This window comes from Pseudovibrio sp. Ad26, from assembly GCF_001623285.1.
GTDB classification, from domain to species: domain Bacteria; phylum Pseudomonadota; class Alphaproteobacteria; order Rhizobiales; family Stappiaceae; genus Pseudovibrio; species Pseudovibrio ascidiaceicola.
Genome location: NZ_LMCE01000050.1, coordinates 229,686 through 248,865 on the forward strand (window position 1 = coordinate 229,686; position 19,180 = coordinate 248,865).

17 protein-coding genes are annotated in these 19,180 nt (G+C 53.3%); 7 read left to right on the top strand and 10 right to left on the bottom strand.

What is annotated here, in order from left to right; genetic code table 11:
* Nucleotides 1-67: 67 nt before the first annotated feature.
* A complete protein-coding gene (locus tag PsAD26_RS12140; protein WP_063310628.1) occupies nt 68-493 on the bottom strand; it encodes a nuclear transport factor 2 family protein in 426 nt (141 codons plus the stop codon).
* 358 nt (nt 494-851) lie between these two features.
* Here PsAD26_RS12140 and PsAD26_RS12145 point away from each other — a divergent pair, with 358 nt between their 5' ends.
* Nucleotides 852-2,240 (top strand): cytochrome P450, encoded by a 1,389-nt coding sequence (locus PsAD26_RS12145; RefSeq protein WP_063310629.1) that lies wholly within the window; start codon nt 852-854, stop codon nt 2,238-2,240.
* 93 nt (nt 2,241-2,333) lie between these two features.
* Nucleotides 2,334-4,055 (top strand): amidohydrolase, encoded by a 1,722-nt coding sequence (locus PsAD26_RS12150; RefSeq protein ID WP_063310630.1) that lies wholly within the window; start codon nt 2,334-2,336, stop codon nt 4,053-4,055.
* A 57-nt stretch (nt 4,056-4,112) separates the two neighbouring features.
* On the opposite strand, the gene PsAD26_RS12155 is transcribed toward PsAD26_RS12150, so the two are convergent.
* On the bottom strand, nt 4,113-4,889 hold the full coding sequence (locus tag PsAD26_RS12155) for an alpha/beta hydrolase (protein ID WP_063300090.1): 777 nt from the start codon (nt 4,887-4,889) through the stop codon (nt 4,113-4,115).
* 143 nt (nt 4,890-5,032) lie between these two features.
* The gene (locus tag PsAD26_RS12160; RefSeq protein WP_063300089.1) at nt 5,033-5,542 is read right to left on the bottom strand and encodes a hypothetical protein; all 510 of its coding nucleotides are present in this window, start codon (nt 5,540-5,542) and stop codon (nt 5,033-5,035) included.
* Nucleotides 5,543-5,820: 278 nt separating this feature from the next.
* Between PsAD26_RS12160 and PsAD26_RS12165 the strand changes: the two genes are divergently transcribed.
* Genes PsAD26_RS12165 through PsAD26_RS12175 form a run of 3 tightly spaced genes read left to right on the top strand, consistent with a single transcriptional unit; the run spans nt 5,821 to nt 9,385 of the window.
* Nucleotides 5,821-6,912, top strand: a complete 1,092-nt coding sequence (locus PsAD26_RS12165) for a patatin-like phospholipase family protein (protein WP_208985653.1) — start codon at nt 5,821-5,823, stop codon at nt 6,910-6,912.
* Nucleotides 6,909-7,808 (top strand): alpha/beta hydrolase, encoded by a 900-nt coding sequence (locus PsAD26_RS12170; RefSeq protein WP_063310631.1) that lies wholly within the window; start codon nt 6,909-6,911, stop codon nt 7,806-7,808. The genes PsAD26_RS12165 and PsAD26_RS12170 overlap by 4 nt, the downstream gene beginning before the upstream one ends.
* A 23-nt stretch (nt 7,809-7,831) precedes the next feature.
* Nucleotides 7,832-9,385 carry an MFS transporter gene (locus PsAD26_RS12175; RefSeq protein ID WP_063310632.1) on the top strand — a complete coding sequence of 518 codons (1,554 nt, stop codon included), beginning with the start codon at nt 7,832-7,834 and terminating at the stop codon, nt 9,383-9,385.
* Between the two features lie 158 nt (nt 9,386-9,543).
* Here the strand turns inward: PsAD26_RS12175 and PsAD26_RS12180 are convergent, their stop codons facing one another.
* Nucleotides 9,544-9,900 carry a RidA family protein gene (locus PsAD26_RS12180; RefSeq protein ID WP_208985654.1) on the bottom strand — a complete coding sequence of 119 codons (357 nt, stop codon included), beginning with the start codon at nt 9,898-9,900 and terminating at the stop codon, nt 9,544-9,546.
* A gap of 337 nt (nt 9,901-10,237) precedes the next feature.
* Between PsAD26_RS12180 and PsAD26_RS12185 the strand changes: the two genes are divergently transcribed.
* A complete protein-coding gene (locus PsAD26_RS12185) occupies nt 10,238-11,266 on the top strand; it encodes a serine hydrolase (protein WP_063310633.1) in 1,029 nt (342 codons plus the stop codon).
* Nucleotides 11,267-11,275: 9 nt separating this feature from the next.
* On the opposite strand, the gene PsAD26_RS12190 is transcribed toward PsAD26_RS12185, so the two are convergent.
* The 3 genes from PsAD26_RS12190 to PsAD26_RS12200 are packed head-to-tail and all read right to left on the bottom strand — an operon-like array spanning nt 11,276 to nt 13,727.
* Nucleotides 11,276-12,457, bottom strand: a complete 1,182-nt coding sequence (locus PsAD26_RS12190) for a pyridoxal phosphate-dependent aminotransferase (protein WP_063310634.1) — start codon at nt 12,455-12,457, stop codon at nt 11,276-11,278.
* Entirely contained in the window at nt 12,454-13,188 is a 735-nt protein-coding gene (locus PsAD26_RS12195; protein WP_063310635.1) for an SDR family NAD(P)-dependent oxidoreductase, read from the bottom strand. The genes PsAD26_RS12190 and PsAD26_RS12195 overlap by 4 nt, the downstream gene beginning before the upstream one ends.
* 8 nt (nt 13,189-13,196) lie before the next feature.
* Complete coding sequence (locus PsAD26_RS12200) at nt 13,197-13,727, bottom strand: 2,4'-dihydroxyacetophenone dioxygenase family protein (protein WP_063310636.1); 531 nt, start codon at nt 13,725-13,727, stop codon at nt 13,197-13,199.
* 113 nt (nt 13,728-13,840) lie between these two features.
* On the opposite strand from PsAD26_RS12200, the gene PsAD26_RS12205 reads away from it, so the two are divergent.
* Complete coding sequence (locus PsAD26_RS12205; protein ID WP_063310637.1) at nt 13,841-14,608, top strand: IclR family transcriptional regulator; 768 nt, start codon at nt 13,841-13,843, stop codon at nt 14,606-14,608.
* A 233-nt stretch (nt 14,609-14,841) separates the two neighbouring features.
* On the opposite strand, the gene PsAD26_RS12210 is transcribed toward PsAD26_RS12205, so the two are convergent.
* The 3 genes from PsAD26_RS12210 to PsAD26_RS12220 form a co-directional block, all read right to left on the bottom strand.
* Entirely contained in the window at nt 14,842-16,158 is a 1,317-nt protein-coding gene (locus tag PsAD26_RS12210; RefSeq protein WP_063310638.1) for an HlyD family type I secretion periplasmic adaptor subunit, read from the bottom strand.
* Nucleotides 16,151-17,875 carry a type I secretion system permease/ATPase gene (locus PsAD26_RS12215; protein ID WP_063310705.1) on the bottom strand — a complete coding sequence of 575 codons (1,725 nt, stop codon included), beginning with the start codon at nt 17,873-17,875 and terminating at the stop codon, nt 16,151-16,153. Before PsAD26_RS12215 ends, PsAD26_RS12210 begins: the two co-directional genes overlap by 8 nt.
* A gap of 79 nt (nt 17,876-17,954) precedes the next feature.
* Nucleotides 17,955-18,308 carry a hypothetical protein gene (locus tag PsAD26_RS12220; protein ID WP_063310639.1) on the bottom strand — a complete coding sequence of 118 codons (354 nt, stop codon included), beginning with the start codon at nt 18,306-18,308 and terminating at the stop codon, nt 17,955-17,957.
* Between the last annotated feature and the right edge of the window lie 872 nt (nt 18,309-19,180).

Below are 19,180 nucleotides of genomic sequence, written 5' to 3' on the forward strand. Positions count from 1 at the left end.
TTTCAGGAACCAATTCTTTGAGGGGAGCACAGAGATGGTTATCAATTACTCCCCCGTCTCTTTCAATTTATCCCCCCGCCTTTGCAGGAGCTTTAAGGCCTTCCAGCATTTCTGCCATTTTTGCCTGCACCATTGTCACCGCTTTCAACGGGCGCAGCATGACTTTGAAATCGTCGATCAATCCCTCTTCATTCCAATGGATCATATCGACACCATTGATGTAGATGCCATCGACTTCTGTCTCAAATTCCAGCACAGCATTGTCACCGCAATCCAGAATACGCACGTATTTGAAGCTGTTGTTGACGCCCAACACCTGCGCTGCACCGTAAAGGTACATGACCGTGATCTGTTGTCCGCGTTGCGGTGTGTGCACCACAGGGCTATAAAACACGCAGTCCTTGGCAATCAAAGCCGACAACTTCGCCAGATCTTTGCCCCGCTCCAGCATATCCAGCCACTTTTGCAACTTCTCAGAATATGGTGTCGACATCGTCTTATCCTCCCCGGTGTCTCTTTTTGTTCTCCTAAAACACAGGCAGGAGAGTCAGAGCCTCCCCAGTCAAACCCATATTGACGTAATGGTCAACCTAGCCAGAAGAGACGAGAACAAGTGCACGCTTGTTTGAGGATTTATGAAGAGAAACTCAGATTTTTGCGTGGTTTCCTTAGGGCAGCATTAGCGAGCTAAGTGCTAGAAATATAACAGGAAGTTTTAGTTGCGTGGATTTTGAAAGGTTTATGCGTTTTTTGCGTTATCTGGCGTTTTTTTGTTTTTCATGGTCCAGAGCAGAAAATGAGCAAACACAGTTGTCACGCGATCGATATGTACCGCGGAGAAGCAGCAACACATGCCTGACTCCATCCTCTATCGGCCACCGGCTCCCACGCCTTGCAAGCCACTTCGTGGTCTGCGTCTATTTCGCGTGTTCTGGGCACGCAACGTTTTAACGTTGATCCCCGGAGAATTCTTCAACAGCCCGATGGAGAGGATATATTTTACCAAGCGCCCCTGTTTCCTTGTCAACGCGCCTGATCTGGTCAACGAGGTTCTGGTTGAGAAACGACTGTCCTTTCCAAAATCCGATGTGATGGTGGATACGCTCAAGCCGGTGATTGGTGAGAGCACTATTCTTGTCAGTGGTCCCAAATGGGAAGAGCAGCGGGAAATGATTGCTCCGGTATTTTCCCATGTCAGCATTCGTGGTGCGTACAAGCATGTTCAAAGTGCCTGCACGCAGTTTCTGACTTTTCTGGATCAAATGTCACAACTCGGTAAGACCATCAGCTTGCGCGATGAAATGAACCGATTGACCGCTGATATCATCTTCCGCACTATCTTTTCGCATCCGGTTGACAATGACCGCGCACGCATGGTGTTTTCGCTGTCTTCACGTTACCAATCCATCACGACCACATGGGCGCGCAAAATGATTTTGCGCGGAACGCCAGACGCCCCCAAAACTCCTATGCCAAAGGAAGCGGAGCTTCTCCGCAATGAGTTGCGCCTCTTGCTGCGTGATCTGGTAGAGGAACATACCGCCAACCGGTTTGGCCAGCACGATGATATGTGCCAGAGGCTGCTTGATGCCCGGCACCCACAAACGGGCCAGCCCCTGAACAAGGAACAGCTGGTAGATCACATTGCAACTTTCTTTCTTGCTGGACATGAGACAACCTCGGCAATCCTCAACTGGGCCTTTTTCATTCTTTCCCAGCGGCCTGATTATTCGGAGCGCATCAGGAGAGAGACCGACAATGTCACCAATGGCGAGAACATCGAATACCGGCATATCTCCAAACTGAAATTCACACGGGATGTCTTCCGCGAAACCATGCGATTGTATCCACCAATCGCTTTCATGACCCGTATGGCAGAAGAGGACAGCACCATAGGCGGTCACAAGATTCCGCGTGGGGCTCTTATGATTATATCGCCATGGATCGTGCATCGGCACAGATCCTACTGGAACAATCCTGACCACTTTGACCCGGACCGGTTTGAACGCGCTGACGACCCCATGACCAGTGCTTTCATACCATTTGGTGTTGGCCCGCGCGTGTGTGCAGGCGCCAGTTTTGCAACTGTGCAGGCAATCGTCTTGCTGGCCCGTCTGACACGCTTTTACAGTTTCAAAGTTATGAAACCTGACGAGGTCTTTCCAGAATCCGGTGTCGCCTTGCGGGCGGGTTCAGAAATCAGGTGCAAACTCATAAAACGCCATCATATGGCACAATAGCAGGTCAAAACCTGCGAATAGCCCGAATCTATCGGGTGGCATCACCGCCAATTATATGCATCATTCCGTAAGGGTAAGAACTGGGAGGTTGGTATGCGCTGGATTGCTGGGTTGGTAATTATCATCGTCGGAGCTGCTGCGGGCTACTATTGGTACTCTCTGCCGCCGACCTATCCCGGCAAATACATCGTCACCGCTGACCGCGTCTTGACCATGGACCCGGACCTGCCACAGGTGCAGGCCGTGCTGGTTGATAACAACGAGATCATGGCCGTTGGAGATGTGCGGGAGTTGGAAGGCCTTGCCGACGTGGAGATCATACGCCTCAAAGGCACATTGATCCCGGGCTTGATTGAACCCCATACCCACCCGATTGCAGCTGCTCTGCTGGGCTCAGCCACGGACATCAGCGCCTATAAATACGACAACCGCATGCAAATCATGCAGGCCCTGCAGGATTCCGCCGATGAATTCAGCGTAACCCCGTGGGTACTGGCCTACGGTTGGGATCCGATTGCGATCAGAGACCTTTCTCCGCCAACACTGGCGGAGCTGGACGCCATTTCTCCTGATAAACCCATGCTCGTTCTGACCCAAATGATGCACGAGGCTTACGCCAATACCGCTGCGCTGAAAGAAGCTGGTGTTGACCCGCGCCGCGGCCCAATGCTGAGAGAGCTGGAAGAGATCAACCGTGTTGTCTCTGCCATTCCCGCCCCTTCGGATGAGGCGGTCGAGTTGCTGGTGCGCAAGACCTACACCGACTATGCCAAGGCCGGTTACACCACCATTGGCGTGACGGGGGCTGTGGGCCGCCATCCCAACCCTGTCGGTTTGTTGCAGCGTGTTGGTCTGGAAGACAATCCACCAGTGCGAACCTACGTTTATCTGACAGAGGATCAGCTTCCCAACTGGCGTTTTGGTGGGGATGACCGGTTCACCATCCTAGGTGCAAAGTTTTGGCTGGATGGGTCTCCGTTTACAGGCGGGGCCGCAACCCACGAACCCTATGAAGATTCTGAGTTGGTGCTCGAACGTCTAGGCCTGTCTACGGGTCACCGGGGTGACCTCAGCATGAGTGATGCTGACCTGTTGGAGAAACTCCGTGACGTACACAAACGCAGCGGTCAAGTGGCATTGCATGCGCAGGGAGAGCGCGCCATTGATCAGGCATTGATGGCGATTGCGGCCATTCAGGCCGAAGACCCGCGCGATGACATAGAGCACCGGCTGGAGCATAATGCGCTTATAACCAACGAGCAGATCCAAAGAGCAGCAGATCTGGGCGTGTCTCTTGGTTTCTTTGTCGATCACATCAGCCATTACGGCGATCAGCTGGAAAGCCTGTTCGGCAAAGAGCGGCTGGATCGCTATATGCCTGTGCGCGATGCAAAGGATGCAGGTGCTGTCATAACCTTCCACGGGGATCACCCTGCAACCCCCATGAACCCGATGGGCACTGTTGAGACTGCTATGTCCCGCACCTCCACCAGTGGCAGCACGGTAGTTGGCGTGGATCAAGCAGTTACGCTTGAAGAAGCGCTGCAGGCCATGACAGTCAACGCCGCGCGCCAGCTGGGGCAGGAGGATACGCTCGGAATGATTGCTGTTGGCATGAAGGCCGACTTTACTCTGCTCAACGGCAACCCTCAGGTTATGATGCCGCAGGGCTTGCGCCTGATCCGCCCCGCCATGACGATCCGCAACGGCCAACCCGTGGATACCCGCTTTGTCAGCTGGTTTGATCCGGAACTGGCCATCAAGGCCATCTGGAAAATGATGATGGGGGATGAAACCAAGCCAACCAGCACATAGGAAGCTCGCCGTTTAGCTATCCTCTGGTATCTGGCCCAGCCGAAACAAGCTGTCCACTCAGAGTTTCTGTCTCAACCAGTCGAGCGCCTTGGCAGCTGTCTCTGGCCACTGGTCCTCAAACTGAATGTAGTGGCAGGCCCCGTTGACTGCGAGGAAGTCCGAGTTTTCGTAGCGCTCAGCCATCAATCGCGCGGTGCTTGGCGTCACAGCCTTGTCCTCGGTTCCTGAAACGAAGAGCAAGGGGCACGAGACCTTGTTCGGGTCAATAAACGTGGTTTGGCGAACGTCATACATCCAGAAAACAAACTCAAAAAGCACCCGCCCGGATTCGGTACCGAGACGCGCATGGATGTCATGTTGTAAATTGAGTGCCAGTGTGTTGAACCCATACTTCGTCAGAAGCTCGAAATCCTGTTCCAGGGCATGCTCCCAAAATGCACCAGCCGAAATGAGCAGTTTGCCAAGTTCGCGCTCCCCGTCCGTCGTCGGCAAAATGCCGTTCACAATGCTGCTGTTGAGAAGAACTCCTGCTTTTACAGCGCCTTCAGCGGCCAGAAGCTGCGCGATAACCCCGCCGATCGAGTGCCCGACAACAACTGGCGCCTCGCCAATCTCTGCTAGCGCTTGTCGGGCATCCTCCACATAATCAGCGATGCTCACCCCGACAAGCTTGGCATCGCGTTCCGGTCCGGGTGGCAGGTCATGATGCCGATAGGTGAGGCTGTGACAGACATACCCGAAAGCCTCGAAGGACATGCGGACATTATCCATCACCCAGGCCGCAGCGTTGGTACCGGTCAAAAGCAGGACTGGAGGTAAAGAGCTATTTGGCATCTGAAGCTCCTAAAGAACGGGGTCCCAGACAGAGCCCCACCCTCATCGTTTTATCAGCTCAGGCTCAACGAAGTGTAAGCCCGGAACTCGCAATTTAACAGCAGCATGCCGCTGCAGAGAGCAACGGCAGCCAGATAATGTCGTCAGGGCTTTTTTGTCGCCCGCAAAACCTTCGCCACAACCTGTTCAGCAAACACTTCGTGGTTTGCGACTGCTGTGCCAATCCTCGCGTCTTTGACAATGACTTCTTTTGTCCGCGCATCAATAACCGTCACCATGCCCGACATGGAGGATGCACCTGTCCCGAAGAGGATGTCATAACCCATGTTTGAAATGAAGAAGCTCTGAATTTTGACGTCAACGTTGACCCGTCTCGGACCATGCAGGTCTTTCAACTTGTTTTTTAAGGCCTTCTTTGTGACCTTAACGATTATGTCTTTATCGTAGTCCACGCCCAGAACATTGTTCAGCCCTTCATATTTCCAATCGCCCGTCACGGTCACCTTTGAGACCTTTACCTGTGCTTCTTCAATGTCTTTCGTCGTAATGGTCGTTTGGCATGCTGCGAGTGTAAGCCCGAGCAGAGCGAGTACGGCTATGTTCCGCAGGTTCTTCAGTTTTTTTGTGAGGCTATATAAGTATTTGTTTTTCATTGAGTTATGACTTCATTACATCGAGGCAGATTTCGTAAGGAGCCATAGTGTCAGGAGAGGCTTGCGCCTGAGTGATTTCAGTCGCCTTTCAAAAGCACGATTTTCTGACAAGCTTTATGTTTTCTTTGGAGGTTCGCGCCTAAGCTTCATCCGTGAGGTGGGCTTTTTCGGGCCGCTCATCATCACGTCTTGTTTGCTGGTTTGAGGAGAGGGTTTTCTCTTTCGCAATCCGGTGCACTCCGGGGGGAATGCAAGAAACCCTGTCGGAAGGACGGTAGATGACACAAGGAATTGGCCTTGTCATGCAAGGCGGTGGAGCTCTTGGAGCCTATGAGGTTGGTGCGCTCACCCGCATTTATCAGGCGGGCTTTGAGCCGGAAATCATCACCGGCACCTCCATTGGTGCGCTAAATGCGGCTGTCATTGCGGCCCCAAAATTTGGCGACCCTATCGAGACCCTCCACGCCCTGTGGGAACACCTGAGCCACGCGCCCGGCTTCATATGGCATTCCAGCCAAAAGCTGCTGCGTGCCAGCATGGGCCACCCTCGCTTTTTCAAACTACATCCGCCGTCGTTCATGAGTGAAAATCGCCCCAGTATCTACGACATCACGCCAGCGCTTGAGACCATGGAAAAATTCATCGACTTTGAGCGCCTCAACAGCGAGGACGCCCCGCGGTTGGTGATCACAGCGACCAACGTTGCAACGGGGCAGATTGAGCGGTTCTCCAACCGGGATCACTACCTCACCTCCAGGCACATCATGGCCAGTGGGTCTTTGCCTCCGGGCTTTCCGCCCATTGAGCTGGACGGGCACTATTATTGGGATGGCGGGCTTTACGACAACACGCCAATCCGTTCACTCCTGCGTATTCTGGATGACTACCAGATCTCTCATATGCCGATCTTTCTGATTGAGCTGTTCTGCCCGGAAGGCATCATTCCCACCACGGTTGAAGAAGCGGTCTACCGCATGACGGAGCTGGTGTTTGAGGACAAGTTCTGGCTCATGCTGGATGGCGACAAGTGCGCCCAGCATTACTCTCATATGCTCTACGATCTGGACAAAATGGTGCCTGAGGATTCGCCCATCAGGGACTGTGAGCACTATCGCTCGCTCATGAAAATGCGTGCGATCTCTCACATCATCACCGTAAAGGCAGAGCACAATGCGCTCACAGGCGTGGTGGATTTTGAGCCCAAGAGCATCAACGAGCGCATCAAGACTGGATATCTGGCCGCGGATCAGGCGCTGATCAATTACGCTGACCGCATTGAAGCCATCATCTCGGCGACGCACGAAGGTCATATGACCGACAACACCCATTCAGAACACAAGCCGCACCCGGAAGGAAAGAGGTGCCAATGAGTGAGATTGACGAAAGCAAATATGACAGCGGCGCCTATGAGAACAAATGGTTCGAGACGTCTGACGGCATCAAGCTCAACTACAGGGTTTACGGCAATGGCACCTCCCAAAAACCCGCAATCATCGCATTGCCGGGTCTGACCCGGTGCGCCCGCGATCTGGACCCCATGGCTGTCCAACTCAGCAAGACCCACACCATCTACGCGTTGAACCTGCGTGGGCGGGATCTGTCGGACTACGACCCGGATTACAGCAATTACAACACCTCTGTTTACATCCGTGATACCTACGAGTTCTGGAAGTCCATTGATGAGCCCCCCGTGGTGTTGCTAGGTTCCTCACTCGGCGCCCTGCTTGCCATGCTGATGGTGGAGGATCACCCGGACATGCTGGCGGGCACCGTGCTTAACGACCTTGGGGCCACTATCGAGTTTGCTGGCATGTCGCGCATCTTCGGCTATGCGGGCCAGTTGCCGGACGAGAGCGAACTGACCGCCGTGGTCAGCACCATCAAGGAACACATAGGCAACCAGTTTGTGAACCTGCCGGAAGAGCAGTGGGAGCGCATGGCGCTGTCCATGTATGGCCGCAAAAATGGCAAATGGCACCACCGTTACGATGATAATCTCGGCGTAGCACTCACTGAAAACAAAGAGGACTTCCGTGACCTTTGGGAGGCGCACCAGCGTGCTGCGGACCTTGAACTTCCCGTCCTGTCCATTCGCGGAGAGCTGTCAGATGTCACATCTGCCGATACCATCCGCACCATGAAGAATATGGCCCCTCACATGCAATCGGTGGACGTCCCCAATCGCGGACATTGCCCTTTGTTGGATGAACCCCAATGCCTGGAGGCATTGGGGAGCTTCATGGCTCAATTCGAAAACCGTGCCTGAACCGTAAACGAGTGGAGACAAGCATGGCCCGCAAACATCTGGTTTTGTTGAACATGATCGGAGCGCTCGCTCTGGTCATGATCGATCAGACTGTACTGGGCATTATTCTGCCGTCTCTTCAGCGCACCTATGCCTTTGGTCCGGTACATCTGCAATGGGCAGTCAATGCCTATCTGATCGCGCTTGCCTCCATGTTGATGTGTGGTGGCTGGTTGGGCGATAAGTTCGGCTACTTCACCTCTCTTCGCATCGGTGTAGCCCTGTTTACAGCCGCCTCGCTCGCCTGTGCCTACGCTCCAACGGGGGACATCTTCATCACATCCCGTGTGTTTCAGGGGCTTGGTGCAGCACTGATGCAGCCCGCGGCAACGGCGCTCGTGTTTTCCGCATATCCGGCAGATGAAAGAGGCAAGGCTCTGGCCCACTATGTTGGTGCAGGCCTCGTCTTTATGGCAGCGGGGCCATTGGTGGGCGGCACGTTGGTACAGTTGTTCTCATGGCGGCTGGTGTTCTTGCTCAATGTGCCCATTGGCTCGGCCGTGTTGATCATGGCGTTTGCCATCGGAAAGGGCAGAACCTCCAGAGACACCGGCAGTTTTGATTTTCTTGGCGCGGCCTTTTTTGTCATGGCGCTTCTGGTTTTCACCGTTGCGGTTCAACGGTTTGGTGATTACCGCCTCACATTGGGAGAAGGGGTTGTTTCACTTGGGTTCGTGATCCTGATTTGTTACCTGTTGTTTGCTCGCAGAGACCGCGTGGCGCATCCGTTCATCCAGTTCTCGTTGTTCGAAAACAAGGTCTATCTGGGGTGCTGCCTGCTGCTCTTCTGCATTCCGTTTGGCTTGTTGGCGCAGGTGGTATTCGGCGCTGTTTTTCTGCAAAACGTCTTGAGCCTGACGCCCTTTCAGGCCGGTCTCTCCATGTTACCGGTGGTGCTGACAATCATCATATGCGCTCAGTTCGGGGGGCGTCTGGTGGGCAAAATCAATTTTCGCAATCTTGCAGTCTGCGGCAGTCTGGCCATGGGGGCTGGCTTCTTCATGCAGGCTCTGGTGATCCACTACAACAATCTCTGGCTGCTCTTTCCCGGCATGATGTTGATGGGGGCCGGACTGGGCTTTCTCATCAGCTCCGTTTCCACTGAAGCGCTTTCTCACGTCTCTCTGCTTGCCCGCGCCCGCGCCACTGCCTTGCTGCAAACCTGCCGGCAAGTTGGCGGTGTGTTTGGCATTGCCTGCGTGGGAGCTCTCATCAACTGGCGAGAAAAGACGATGATTTCTGCCGCCGCTGAGCTGATGGAGCCCAACGACAAAGACCGGGAACTGTTGCAGTTGCTGCTCTACAAGTTCATGGGTGATCAACCTGCTGCAGCCGCCTTGCTGCACGAGCGCTGGCCGCAATCGCTTTACATCCTCAAAGCAATCAGCAGCCGTGCACTTGCAGATGGGTTTTTCTTCAGCGCTTTAGTGTTGGCTGGTGCCGCTGTCATGTCCCTTTGGGCTTTCAAGGACCATACCCCAAGACAAAGACCACCAGCCTCAAAGACACCGGCATCGGAAAAGCCTGCAAACGATTAGTTAAGGTTCAACCGAAGCAATCCGGCGCAAGCACGGGTGCTTTAGCTCTGTGGTATTGCCAATGTCGCATCAATCTCAAACAGCATGCCGTCCAATGCCAAACGGTCAACCGGAATGAGCGTGCTGGCGGGAAGGTGTTTTCCAAAAAGCTTGCTGACCTAATCACTGATGGCATGCAACTTATCTTCACCATGACCAGCAACAAGAACTTGAATCTTGACCACATGCTCTGGTTTTCCTCCAGAGGCCGCAATCGCCTTACGCAGATTAGAGAAGGCAATTTCCGCTTGTTTGCCAACCGTTTTGCCCAAAACGTTCCCGTCTATGTCACCGCTGAATTGACCTGAAATATAAACCGTTTTTGCGTTTGAGGGGGCCACAACAACCTGCGTAAAGCCCCAAGGGCTGGTATCGACAATGGTGGATGGGTTGATGCGCTCCAAACCTTCTGCGTGTGCCATACCAGCAGCGGCAATCATCAAGGTTCCAAGGGATAAACTAGCAATTGTTTTCATGATCAGCTCATTCTGTTCTTTGACCGAAACATGTAAGGTTCCGGTTTCACAACAGGGCTTTTAAGTCCTCAAGTTAAGTTGAGGTCAACAGCTATTTCGGCTTTTCTGATGGGTCCGAGGTTGTATCTTTCGTAGCAAATTACAACCTGACGCATTGGTGCCATTTTGTTTGCTTAGAGGTTTGGCCAAAATTAACCGCCCAGACCAATCTCTCATTCATCTTCTTAGGCGTATGCTCTCAGGGAAACCGGAGCGATGCCCCGGCGATTTGCATAGACACCTTGGCACCACCTGATTTTAAAACGGCTTCTTGATGCATCTACGGATACTAACAGTTTTGGCGGGACTTCTGGCACTCAGCGGCTGCAATGAACCCACGCCCCTGCAGAAAACAGCCCCACAAGCGGATATAATTGCAAAGTTGGATGAACATGCAAAGGGCATCCAGCGCGGCAACCCGGACGCAAGCCTGAGCGTGGCGGTGGTCCGCGAGGGCAAGGTGGAGTTCATCCGTCTCTATGATAAATCAAGCCGAGGCAAAACAGTCATTGGCGCGCAAGAGCCTATTTTTGAAGCCGCGTCTCTCGGCAAACCGGTGTTCGCCTACCTGACGCTGAAACTGGTGGATTTGAATATCCTGTCGTTAGAGCGACCGCTTTATCAATACGCCCCGGATTTGTTTGATGGCTCAGACCCCCGACTGAAACGCATCACCGCCCGTATGCTGCTTTCGCATACTTCAGGCCTTGCCAACTTTGATGAGAAAGACCCGCTCAAGCTGCGCTTTGATCCGGGCACAGAGTTTACCTATTCCGGCTCCGGCTATGCCTTGTTGCAACAGGTGCTGGAACGGCGGACGGGGCTAAACCTTGAAACGCTGGCACGTATCCATGTGTTTGAGCCGCTTGGCATGTCGTCCACCAGCTATCTCTGGCAGCGGGCCTACGATTACCGCATCCGTTTTGGGTATGATGCAGAGGGAGACCGGATTACGGACAAGAGAAAGCCATCCATTGGTAATGCCGCATGGAGCCTGCACACCACGGCTGGAGACTACGCCCGCTTTCTGGTTGCAATGATGGATGAGGCCGCAGAACCTGAGCTGAAAGAGCGCATGCTGCAAACCCACAAGACCGTGACTGGCAAAATCGGCTGGTCTATGGGGTGGGGGCTTCAGGCCACCAAGCCGAACGGGTCCATCTGGCACTGGGGCAGCAATCCGGGTTATCGCTCTTATACGGTTGGCTATCCGCAAGAGGATATGGGGATCGTGGTGCTTTCCAATAATGAAAAGCTCTTTGAGAAGATCGAACCGCTTATTCTCAATACAATAGGAGGGACACTGCCCTCCTATCACTGGTTCTAGTTTACAGGATCACACCGTTTCCCGTGCATTGGCCAGGAACGGTGCAAGACGGTCCAACGCTTCATTAAGCTGCTCATCCGTCTGCGCAAAGCAGAGGCGGAACCAGCCCGGCTCACCAACAAGAAACGCATCCCCCGGGGCAAGACCTACCTTGGCTTCCTCAATCAACATACGGGCATAAGCAACGGAATCCGTCACGCCCTCCACCTTAAAGTAAGCATAAAACGCGCTTTCCGGCACAGGGCAGGTCACCCCTTCATGGGTGAGTAGGCCTGAGCACACCAGATCCCGCGCATGCTTATAGTTTTGCGCCATTTGAGTAACGAACTCTTCGCCTTGCTGAAGCGCGACCACAGCGGCCCGCTGAGAGAACGGTGGGGCGCTGGCAATGGAAAACTCAGCAATCTTCTCAACAACCGGTGTCAGGCTTGGCGGCAAAGTGAGCCAGCCCAGACGCCAGCCAGTCATGGCCCATGATTTGGAGAAGGAGTTGACCACAATCAGGCGATCTTCCGGCTCGGACACCTCAAGAAACGATGGTGCTGCCTTGCCGGAGTAAACGGTCCGAGCGTAAACCTCATCAGAGATCAACCATGTGCCGCGCTCGCGCAGAACCTCCATGATCCGCGCAATCTCAGGTCTGGTCAGCATAAAGCCCGTGGGGTTGGAAGGTGAGTTGAGCAACACCACCTTTGCTCCCTTGGCCGTTTCCAGAAAGGCCTCCACATCCAGCGACCATTTGCCGTCCTTCACCTCAAGTGAATGAGTGACCGTGCGGGCGCCTTGTAGTTTTGGGATGGAAAGCAGGTTTGGGAAAGCGGGGGTCAACGTGACAACCGTATCACCTTCTTCCAACACACACTGAAAGGCCAGATTGAGCGCGTTGCCGCCCGAGACCGTAACCGCAACGCGGCCGACCCCAATCGGCTTATTGTAAAGCTCACTCATATAACCCGAGATCGCTTCGCGCAGGTAAGGCCGCCCAAGCCCTTCAGCGTAAAACGTCTCTCCCGCAGACAAGGACCGTGCCGCCTCATCACAAATGAATTTTGGGGTAGGGATGTTAGGCTCCCCGAACCACAAAGAAATAAGGCCCTCAACGCTCATGGCCGCATTGGCCAGCTCCCGCGTGATAGATGGAGGAACCTGAATTGCGCGGCTTTCCAGCCCGTGTCTTGCTTCACTCGTCAATATGTTGCCCGTCCGCCCGAAAGGTCAAAAACTGCACCGCTGTTGAATGTACAGGCCGTGGAACTGAGCCACATCACAAGCTCAGCAGCTTCTTCCACCAGCCCCAATCTTTTCATCGGCGACTTATCAATCATAATCTGCACAAACTCAGGGGCCATCTGGTCCAGTATGTCTGTTTTGATGGCCGCCGGAGCGATACAGTTTACTCGTATATCAGTTTCTGCAAGTTCTTTTGCTAGAGATTTCGTCAACCCAATCACACCAGCTTTAGAGGCACTGTAGGCAGAGGCGTTCGGTGTGCCCTCTTTGCCCGCCAGCGAGGCCATGTTGATGATGCGCCCAAAACCCCTGTCCTTCATATGGGGCACGACCTGATGGCAAAGTTGGAAGGTTCCAAACAGGTTCACTTCCACCACCCGCGCCCACTCCTCTGGGTCATAGTCTGCCAATGGAACGGTTGAGCCCGCAAATCCCGCATTGTGGGAGAGGAAATCAATCTGCCCGCACTGCTCTAATGTTCTGGCAAAAGCAGCGGCAATCTGGTCCTGCTGGCTGATGTCCACCTGACAGAATACATGCGGAAAAGGCAGGTCCTCTGGAATATTGAGGTCCCAGATGACAACTTGTGCGCCAGCCTTGTGATAGTGCAGGGCAATCTCTGCGCCAATGCCTTTGGCACCACCGGTCACCACGGCAACCTTGCCGGAAAAATCATAGGAAATATTGGTCATATCAGCACTCAGCGGATGAAGTTCTTTACATAGTCGGCACCAAGGCCCACCTCTTCGAAGTGTTTGCGGCACATATCGATTTTGGTAAAAACATCCTCATAGCCAAGGTGATTGCCATAAGGGTCCACGTAGTACATGACACCGTTCACCTGAAAATAGGTGATCATCTCTTCAACATCATCAGGCACCACCAGTGTGTGCGTTTCACCGGGAGGCTCATAAACGTATCCGCCTTCTCGTGCTTCCCAGTCATGCTCCAGATAGTGCCAGCGGCCTTTTAAAACGAACCCATGCACCGCATTGGCATGCCGATGGCGGGAGAGTACGCCGGACTTGGTCACTTTTAGCAGGTTCATCCAGTAGCCCTGCGAGACATTGAGGCAGAGAGGGCGGAAGTAGACATTCTCCGCCTGCTTGACCCACATGCGGTCATCTTCTTGAGCGCGCGCATCGGGCACCACGATCTCAGGCAGGGCATCAGGTGGCATTGGGTGTTGATAGGGGATGCGAGGATTTTCGTCTTTTTCAACCAGCGGCATTGACAGATTCCTTGTTTGTCCATATTATGGACATTCATTCACTATATGAACAAAGCTATACGTATATCTCTTTATGTCAACGCTACAGTCCTGTGGCGGTGGAAAGGACACCTATGAAAGCGCCGGTGCAGGGCACGCAGAGTTTCTCGCGGACGATCCACCTGCTTGATCTGATCTCCCAATCAAAGGCACCGCCTTCTCTTGCCGAGTTGAAGGAAACCAGCGGCTTAACGAGGCCAACGCTCTATCGCTTACTTGCTTCTCTGGAGACAGAGGGACTGATCGAACAGCGCAGCGACCAACGCTATCAGCTGGGAGTGAGATTGGTCTCACTGGCCCGTAAAGCGTTGGCGGAAAACGACATCCGTAGGCTTGCAAAGGAGCAGCTGCTGCGCTTGCGGGATGAGACCGGAGAGACTGTGCACCTGGCAGTGCCCAGTCGGGACGAGCTGATTTACATCGACAAGATCGAGTGTGAGGAAGTGGTGCGCATGGCTTCCACCATTGGCACGCGCGTGCCCATGCATTCCAGCAGTGTGGGCAAAGCCTATCTGGGCGCAATGGTACCAGCCGAGGCCGAAGATCTCATTCGGCAGCTGGACATGGCCCAGATCACCAGCTTCACAAACACAGACCGCACCCTTCTTTCCACGATCACTCAGAAGGTGCGCGAAGATGGATATGTCTTTGATAATCAGGAAAACGAGGAGGGGGTCGTCTGTTACGGCGCCGCCATTTTGGATGACACGGGCAAACCGGCAGCTGCGATCAGCGTTTCCATTCCACTTTATCGGCACACCAAGCCAACAGAGCAGTATGTGACGCCACTGCTGACCTGCATTGCCAATATATCTCAGAGGCTTGGCTACCGGTCTTCTTAACGCTTATGCTGCATGGAAAGAGCCCGTGTAGTACTCGCACAGGGCGGCGGCATAGCACTACACGGGTCTTCTGACACCCGGAATTAGGGCTCCGGGCTCTCGGGAGGAGGCTGGTGAAGCAACAGGAGCGGCCACTGCTTCAACCTCTCACCACACACTGGGATGATGGCATTGACGGCATATCCTCTGAAAACCCATATTCAAGGAACATGCCCGGATCCATCCCAGGCGTATCAGGTCTCTCTCATCGCATGTGCGATCTGGTCCATCATTGGCTTGATCAGATAGGACAGAACAGACCGGTCTTCTGTCTTGATAAACGCCTCAACCGGCATGCCCGGAATAAGCGATTTGCCGTCCAAACGCTCCAGTTCCTCTTCAGGAATGGCCAGCTCTGCCAAATAATAGGTGCTGCCTGTGCGCGGGTCCTGCACCAGATCGGGCGAAATGGTTTTCAGCCGCGCCTTGAGTTCCGGTGTGGTGCGCTTGTCAAACGCAGGCAGGCGGATGGTTGCTTCCTGATTGGGGTTGATCTGATCCACATCCACCGGCTGCACTTTAGCTTCCACGATGAGCTGGTCTTCTTCCGGCACAATCTTCATCACCACTTCGCCGCCCATGATGACGCCGCCGATGGTGTGAATGGCCAGATCAAACACCTTGCCGGTTTGGGGTGCTCGGATTTCCGTCCGGCGAAGCTCATCCTGCGCTGCAATACGCCGCTCTTCGAGCTCAGAAATCTGGGCGCGGGTTTGTTGCAGTTGTTCCAGATTGTTGGACCGTAGTTCCTCATCTGATTGTATGATCATGACCCGGCGTTCGCTGATCGCCTCTCCAGAGCGGGCGATCTGGGCAATGATGCCGCCAAGCTCGCCTTCCAGCGAGCTGCGCTCACGCTGAAACGCCATGACACGGGACTCGGTCACCAGCTTCTTTTTGCGCAAAGACTCCAATCCACCCAGTTCGGTGTTGATCAGGTCTACTTCGTTCTGTTTTGCATCCCGCTGCAGCTCTAGGCCGTCGATCTGCTTTTCAAACTGACCGATCTGGGTTTCCAGCTGCTCTTTCTTACTCAGATGATTTTTCTGCCGCGCTTCCATCATGTTACGCTGGGTTTCTTCAATCATCATCAAATGCGCACGGTGCAAAGGAGATTTCGCCCGTTGCTTGAACGTAATCTCAGTGCGGCCCTGTATCTCAGAGGTCAGCCGGGATTCTTGCGCATAAAGCTCATCTAGCTGATTGGTCAGCACAGCCAGATTGGAGCGGGTGAGAGTATCATCCAACCGCAGGACAAGTTCTCCGGCCTTCACCGGATCGCCGTTCTTGACGAGGATCTGGTTGACGATACCGCCATCACGGTGCTGCACGCTCTTGGTGCTGGTTTCAACAACGATGGTTGCCGGAGCAACAACCGCGCCTGAAATTTCCGTCACAACTGTCCAGGTGCCTGCACCAAAGATGAGGAGTGCTGCCAGAGCGCCGCCCCATTTGAGATGGCGGGTGATGCTTGCGCCGATATCGTAGGAATTGTCGGTATTTCTAGCCATTTAACACCACCTCCTGCGGCTTGCGAAGCGGAGCTATCACCTGCTTCATGATCTTGTCTTTTGCACCAATGGCTTCCGCTTCACCCTCATTCATCACAAGAATCTGATCGACTGCCGACGTTGCTGCTGGACGGTGTGCCACCACAATGACGATGGAACCACGCTCACGCATGTCGTGGATGGCGTTGGTCAATGCTGCTTCGCCTTGCGCATCCAGATTGGAGTTTGGTTCATCCAACACAATCAGGAACGGGTTGCCATAAAGCGCACGCGCCAGTGCAATCCGCTGCCGCTGACCACCAGAAAGGCCGTTGCCAGTTGCACCGATGACGGTGTTGTAGCCTTCCGGCAAACTCACAATCAGATCGTGTACGTTGGCCATGCGGGCGGCTTCAATCAGCTTGTCGCTGTCTTCATCCGGCTTGAAACGCTGGATGTTCTCGGCAATGGTGCCATCAAAGAGCTGAATGTCCTGTGGCAGATAGCCAATGAAGTCACCACGATCCATCGCGCTCCACTGGTCCAGTTCCGCACCGTCAAAACGGATCGAGCCCTTCAGCGGATTGGTGATGCCGACCATCGCTCTCGTCAGCGTTGACTTCCCGGACCCCGAATGTCCAATGATGCCCAGACCATCGCCAGCTTTCAGTTCCAGAGAAACGTTTTTGACGAAGGCGTCTTTGGCCGCGATTGGTCCGCAGAACAAACCTTCGACTTTGAGCGATGCTTGCGGGAACGGAATGGACACCCGCTCTTTTGGCTTTGCTTGAGAGGCGAAGATTTCCTGAAGCCGCGAAATGCCAACTCTGGCGGCAACAAACCCACGCCAATTGACGATTGCCATCTCAACCGGAGCCAGCGCACGGGCCGTCATAATGGACGACGCGATCATAACGCCTGCTGAGACTTCCTGCTGAATGACCAGCCACGCCCCAAGGGCAAGAATACCGGATTGCAGCATAAACCGCAGGGTCTTGATCATGGTGGTGAAGATGTTTGACCGGTCGGATGCAGCCCGCTGACGACCAAGGAAGACATCATTGTTGTCCTCCCAACGATCACGCAAATGGTCGATCATGCCCATGGCCTCAATGCTCTCTGCATTGCGGCGGCACGCTTCAATCAATGTGGTCCGCTTGTTGGCTTCAACAGCTGTGTTTGCAGCCGGACGACGAGAGGACAACTCGTTAAGCGCAATCAAGGCACAGATGAACAATGCCCCAATGAGAGCCGTGGTGCCCAAAAGCGGATGAAACAGAAACACGATGCCCAAGTAGAGCGGCATCCATGGCATGTCGAAGATCGCGGAAGGACCGGAGCCGGAAAGGAACTGCCGGATGGAGTCCAGATCGCTGACAGGCCTGGAGCGTTCGCCCTCAGCGCCCATAACCAGCGGGACACGGGTCGAAGTTTCAAATGCCAGACCGGTGAGCTGCTCATCCACGTGTTGACCAACACGCAGCAACAGCCGGTTCCGCAGACCATCTAGAATTCCGTAGAAGATATAAAGCACAGCCACAAACAGGCTGAGAACAACAAGTGTTGGAACAGAGCTGCTGGACAAGACGCGATCATAGATCTGCAGCATGAACAAAGGGCCAGTCAGCATAAGCAGGTTGATTAACATGCTGATGCCACCAATGCCCCAAAACGCCCGATAAAGTTTACGAAAGGCGTTGGAAATATAGGATGTGTGCTCTTGTAACGACTTACCCAAAATACCCTCCAGCTTGTTGTTTTTATGCTGGGTTGGTTCGGGCGCCACACCCAAGCTCGTAGCGCCCAAACCGTTCTGATTACATCAACATGTCATCAGAACCGTAGTCTGCATTTCCTTCCAGCACTGGTGCATCTGCTGCAGCAACTTCCACAGCTTCAGATGCAGGGTTGAGGGCGTCATAAACGTCCTTAATACCTTCAGCGATGTTGGTGATGACGCTGACAACGGCCGTAACTGGGTTTGATGTGGCAACCCCCACGGCTATGTCCACAACAACGTCAACAATAGTGTCAACCACAGCTTCAAATACGCCTGCGATCTTCTGACCAAGCTCATGCTGACCAAATGCATCGGAGACGGTTTCAATCACTGCGCTAACAGCTTTGGTTACGACGTTTGCGATTGCTTTGAATGGATTCCACCAGCCCATGTCTTTATCCCTTTCAGACAAAAGTTAGATAAGTTTCACCGCTCCCGGAGCGCACTCCGAGGTACAGTGATGTTAAATTGTTGGTGTGATACCGCTGGCAGGAGGTCCTTCAGATGGCTACACGTCACGTGTTGGCTTCAAAGGGTCCCAATCCAAGTCGGATCTCTATTTCGGAGAAGTCCCTGGACGCACCTGAATACTGCTAATGCCGCATTCAGAATGCAAGTCTACACTACGAATATATGTCATAGCCTAGCCTCCCAGCTTCGCTAAATGCTCACAATGAGCATGCCTCATAGCGACAAACGTTTTGAGTAACGTTTAGTGTCACCCAACCAACTTCAGTTACCTGAAGTCCTAATCAAATCCCCTATGCATAACTTGCATTAATCTCATCATACCACTTTGAATACACATTGCGGATACGATGCAATCCGCCAGTTACACATCCCCGTTTTGGGAGGTGACCTGATCTGAGTTCAATATTTGGCCGTAATTGGGGCGGAAATGTGGCGAAGAAATTTATACTCTTAGATCTAGAATAAATGTTATCCAAATGTTTAGTGTAAATACAACTCTAGGTATTATTGAAATATCAGAATTTTTATACTTATGGTATATTAAATTTATCTTACATAAAAATTTATCGATAAAAATCACCTTACGTTTGAGTAAGTTACCCCATGTGACGTAATGCATGTCACACTCATGTGCGTGTCAACACAAAAAATATGAGGGTGACACTCATTTTATAGTGAAAATATATCACCAAGGTGCCGTTTAGGTCATATATTTACCTTAAAAGTGACCACACAACGGCAAATCAGGGCAATCAAAGTGGATAATAGTGTCAGTTGAAGAGGACAAATCCG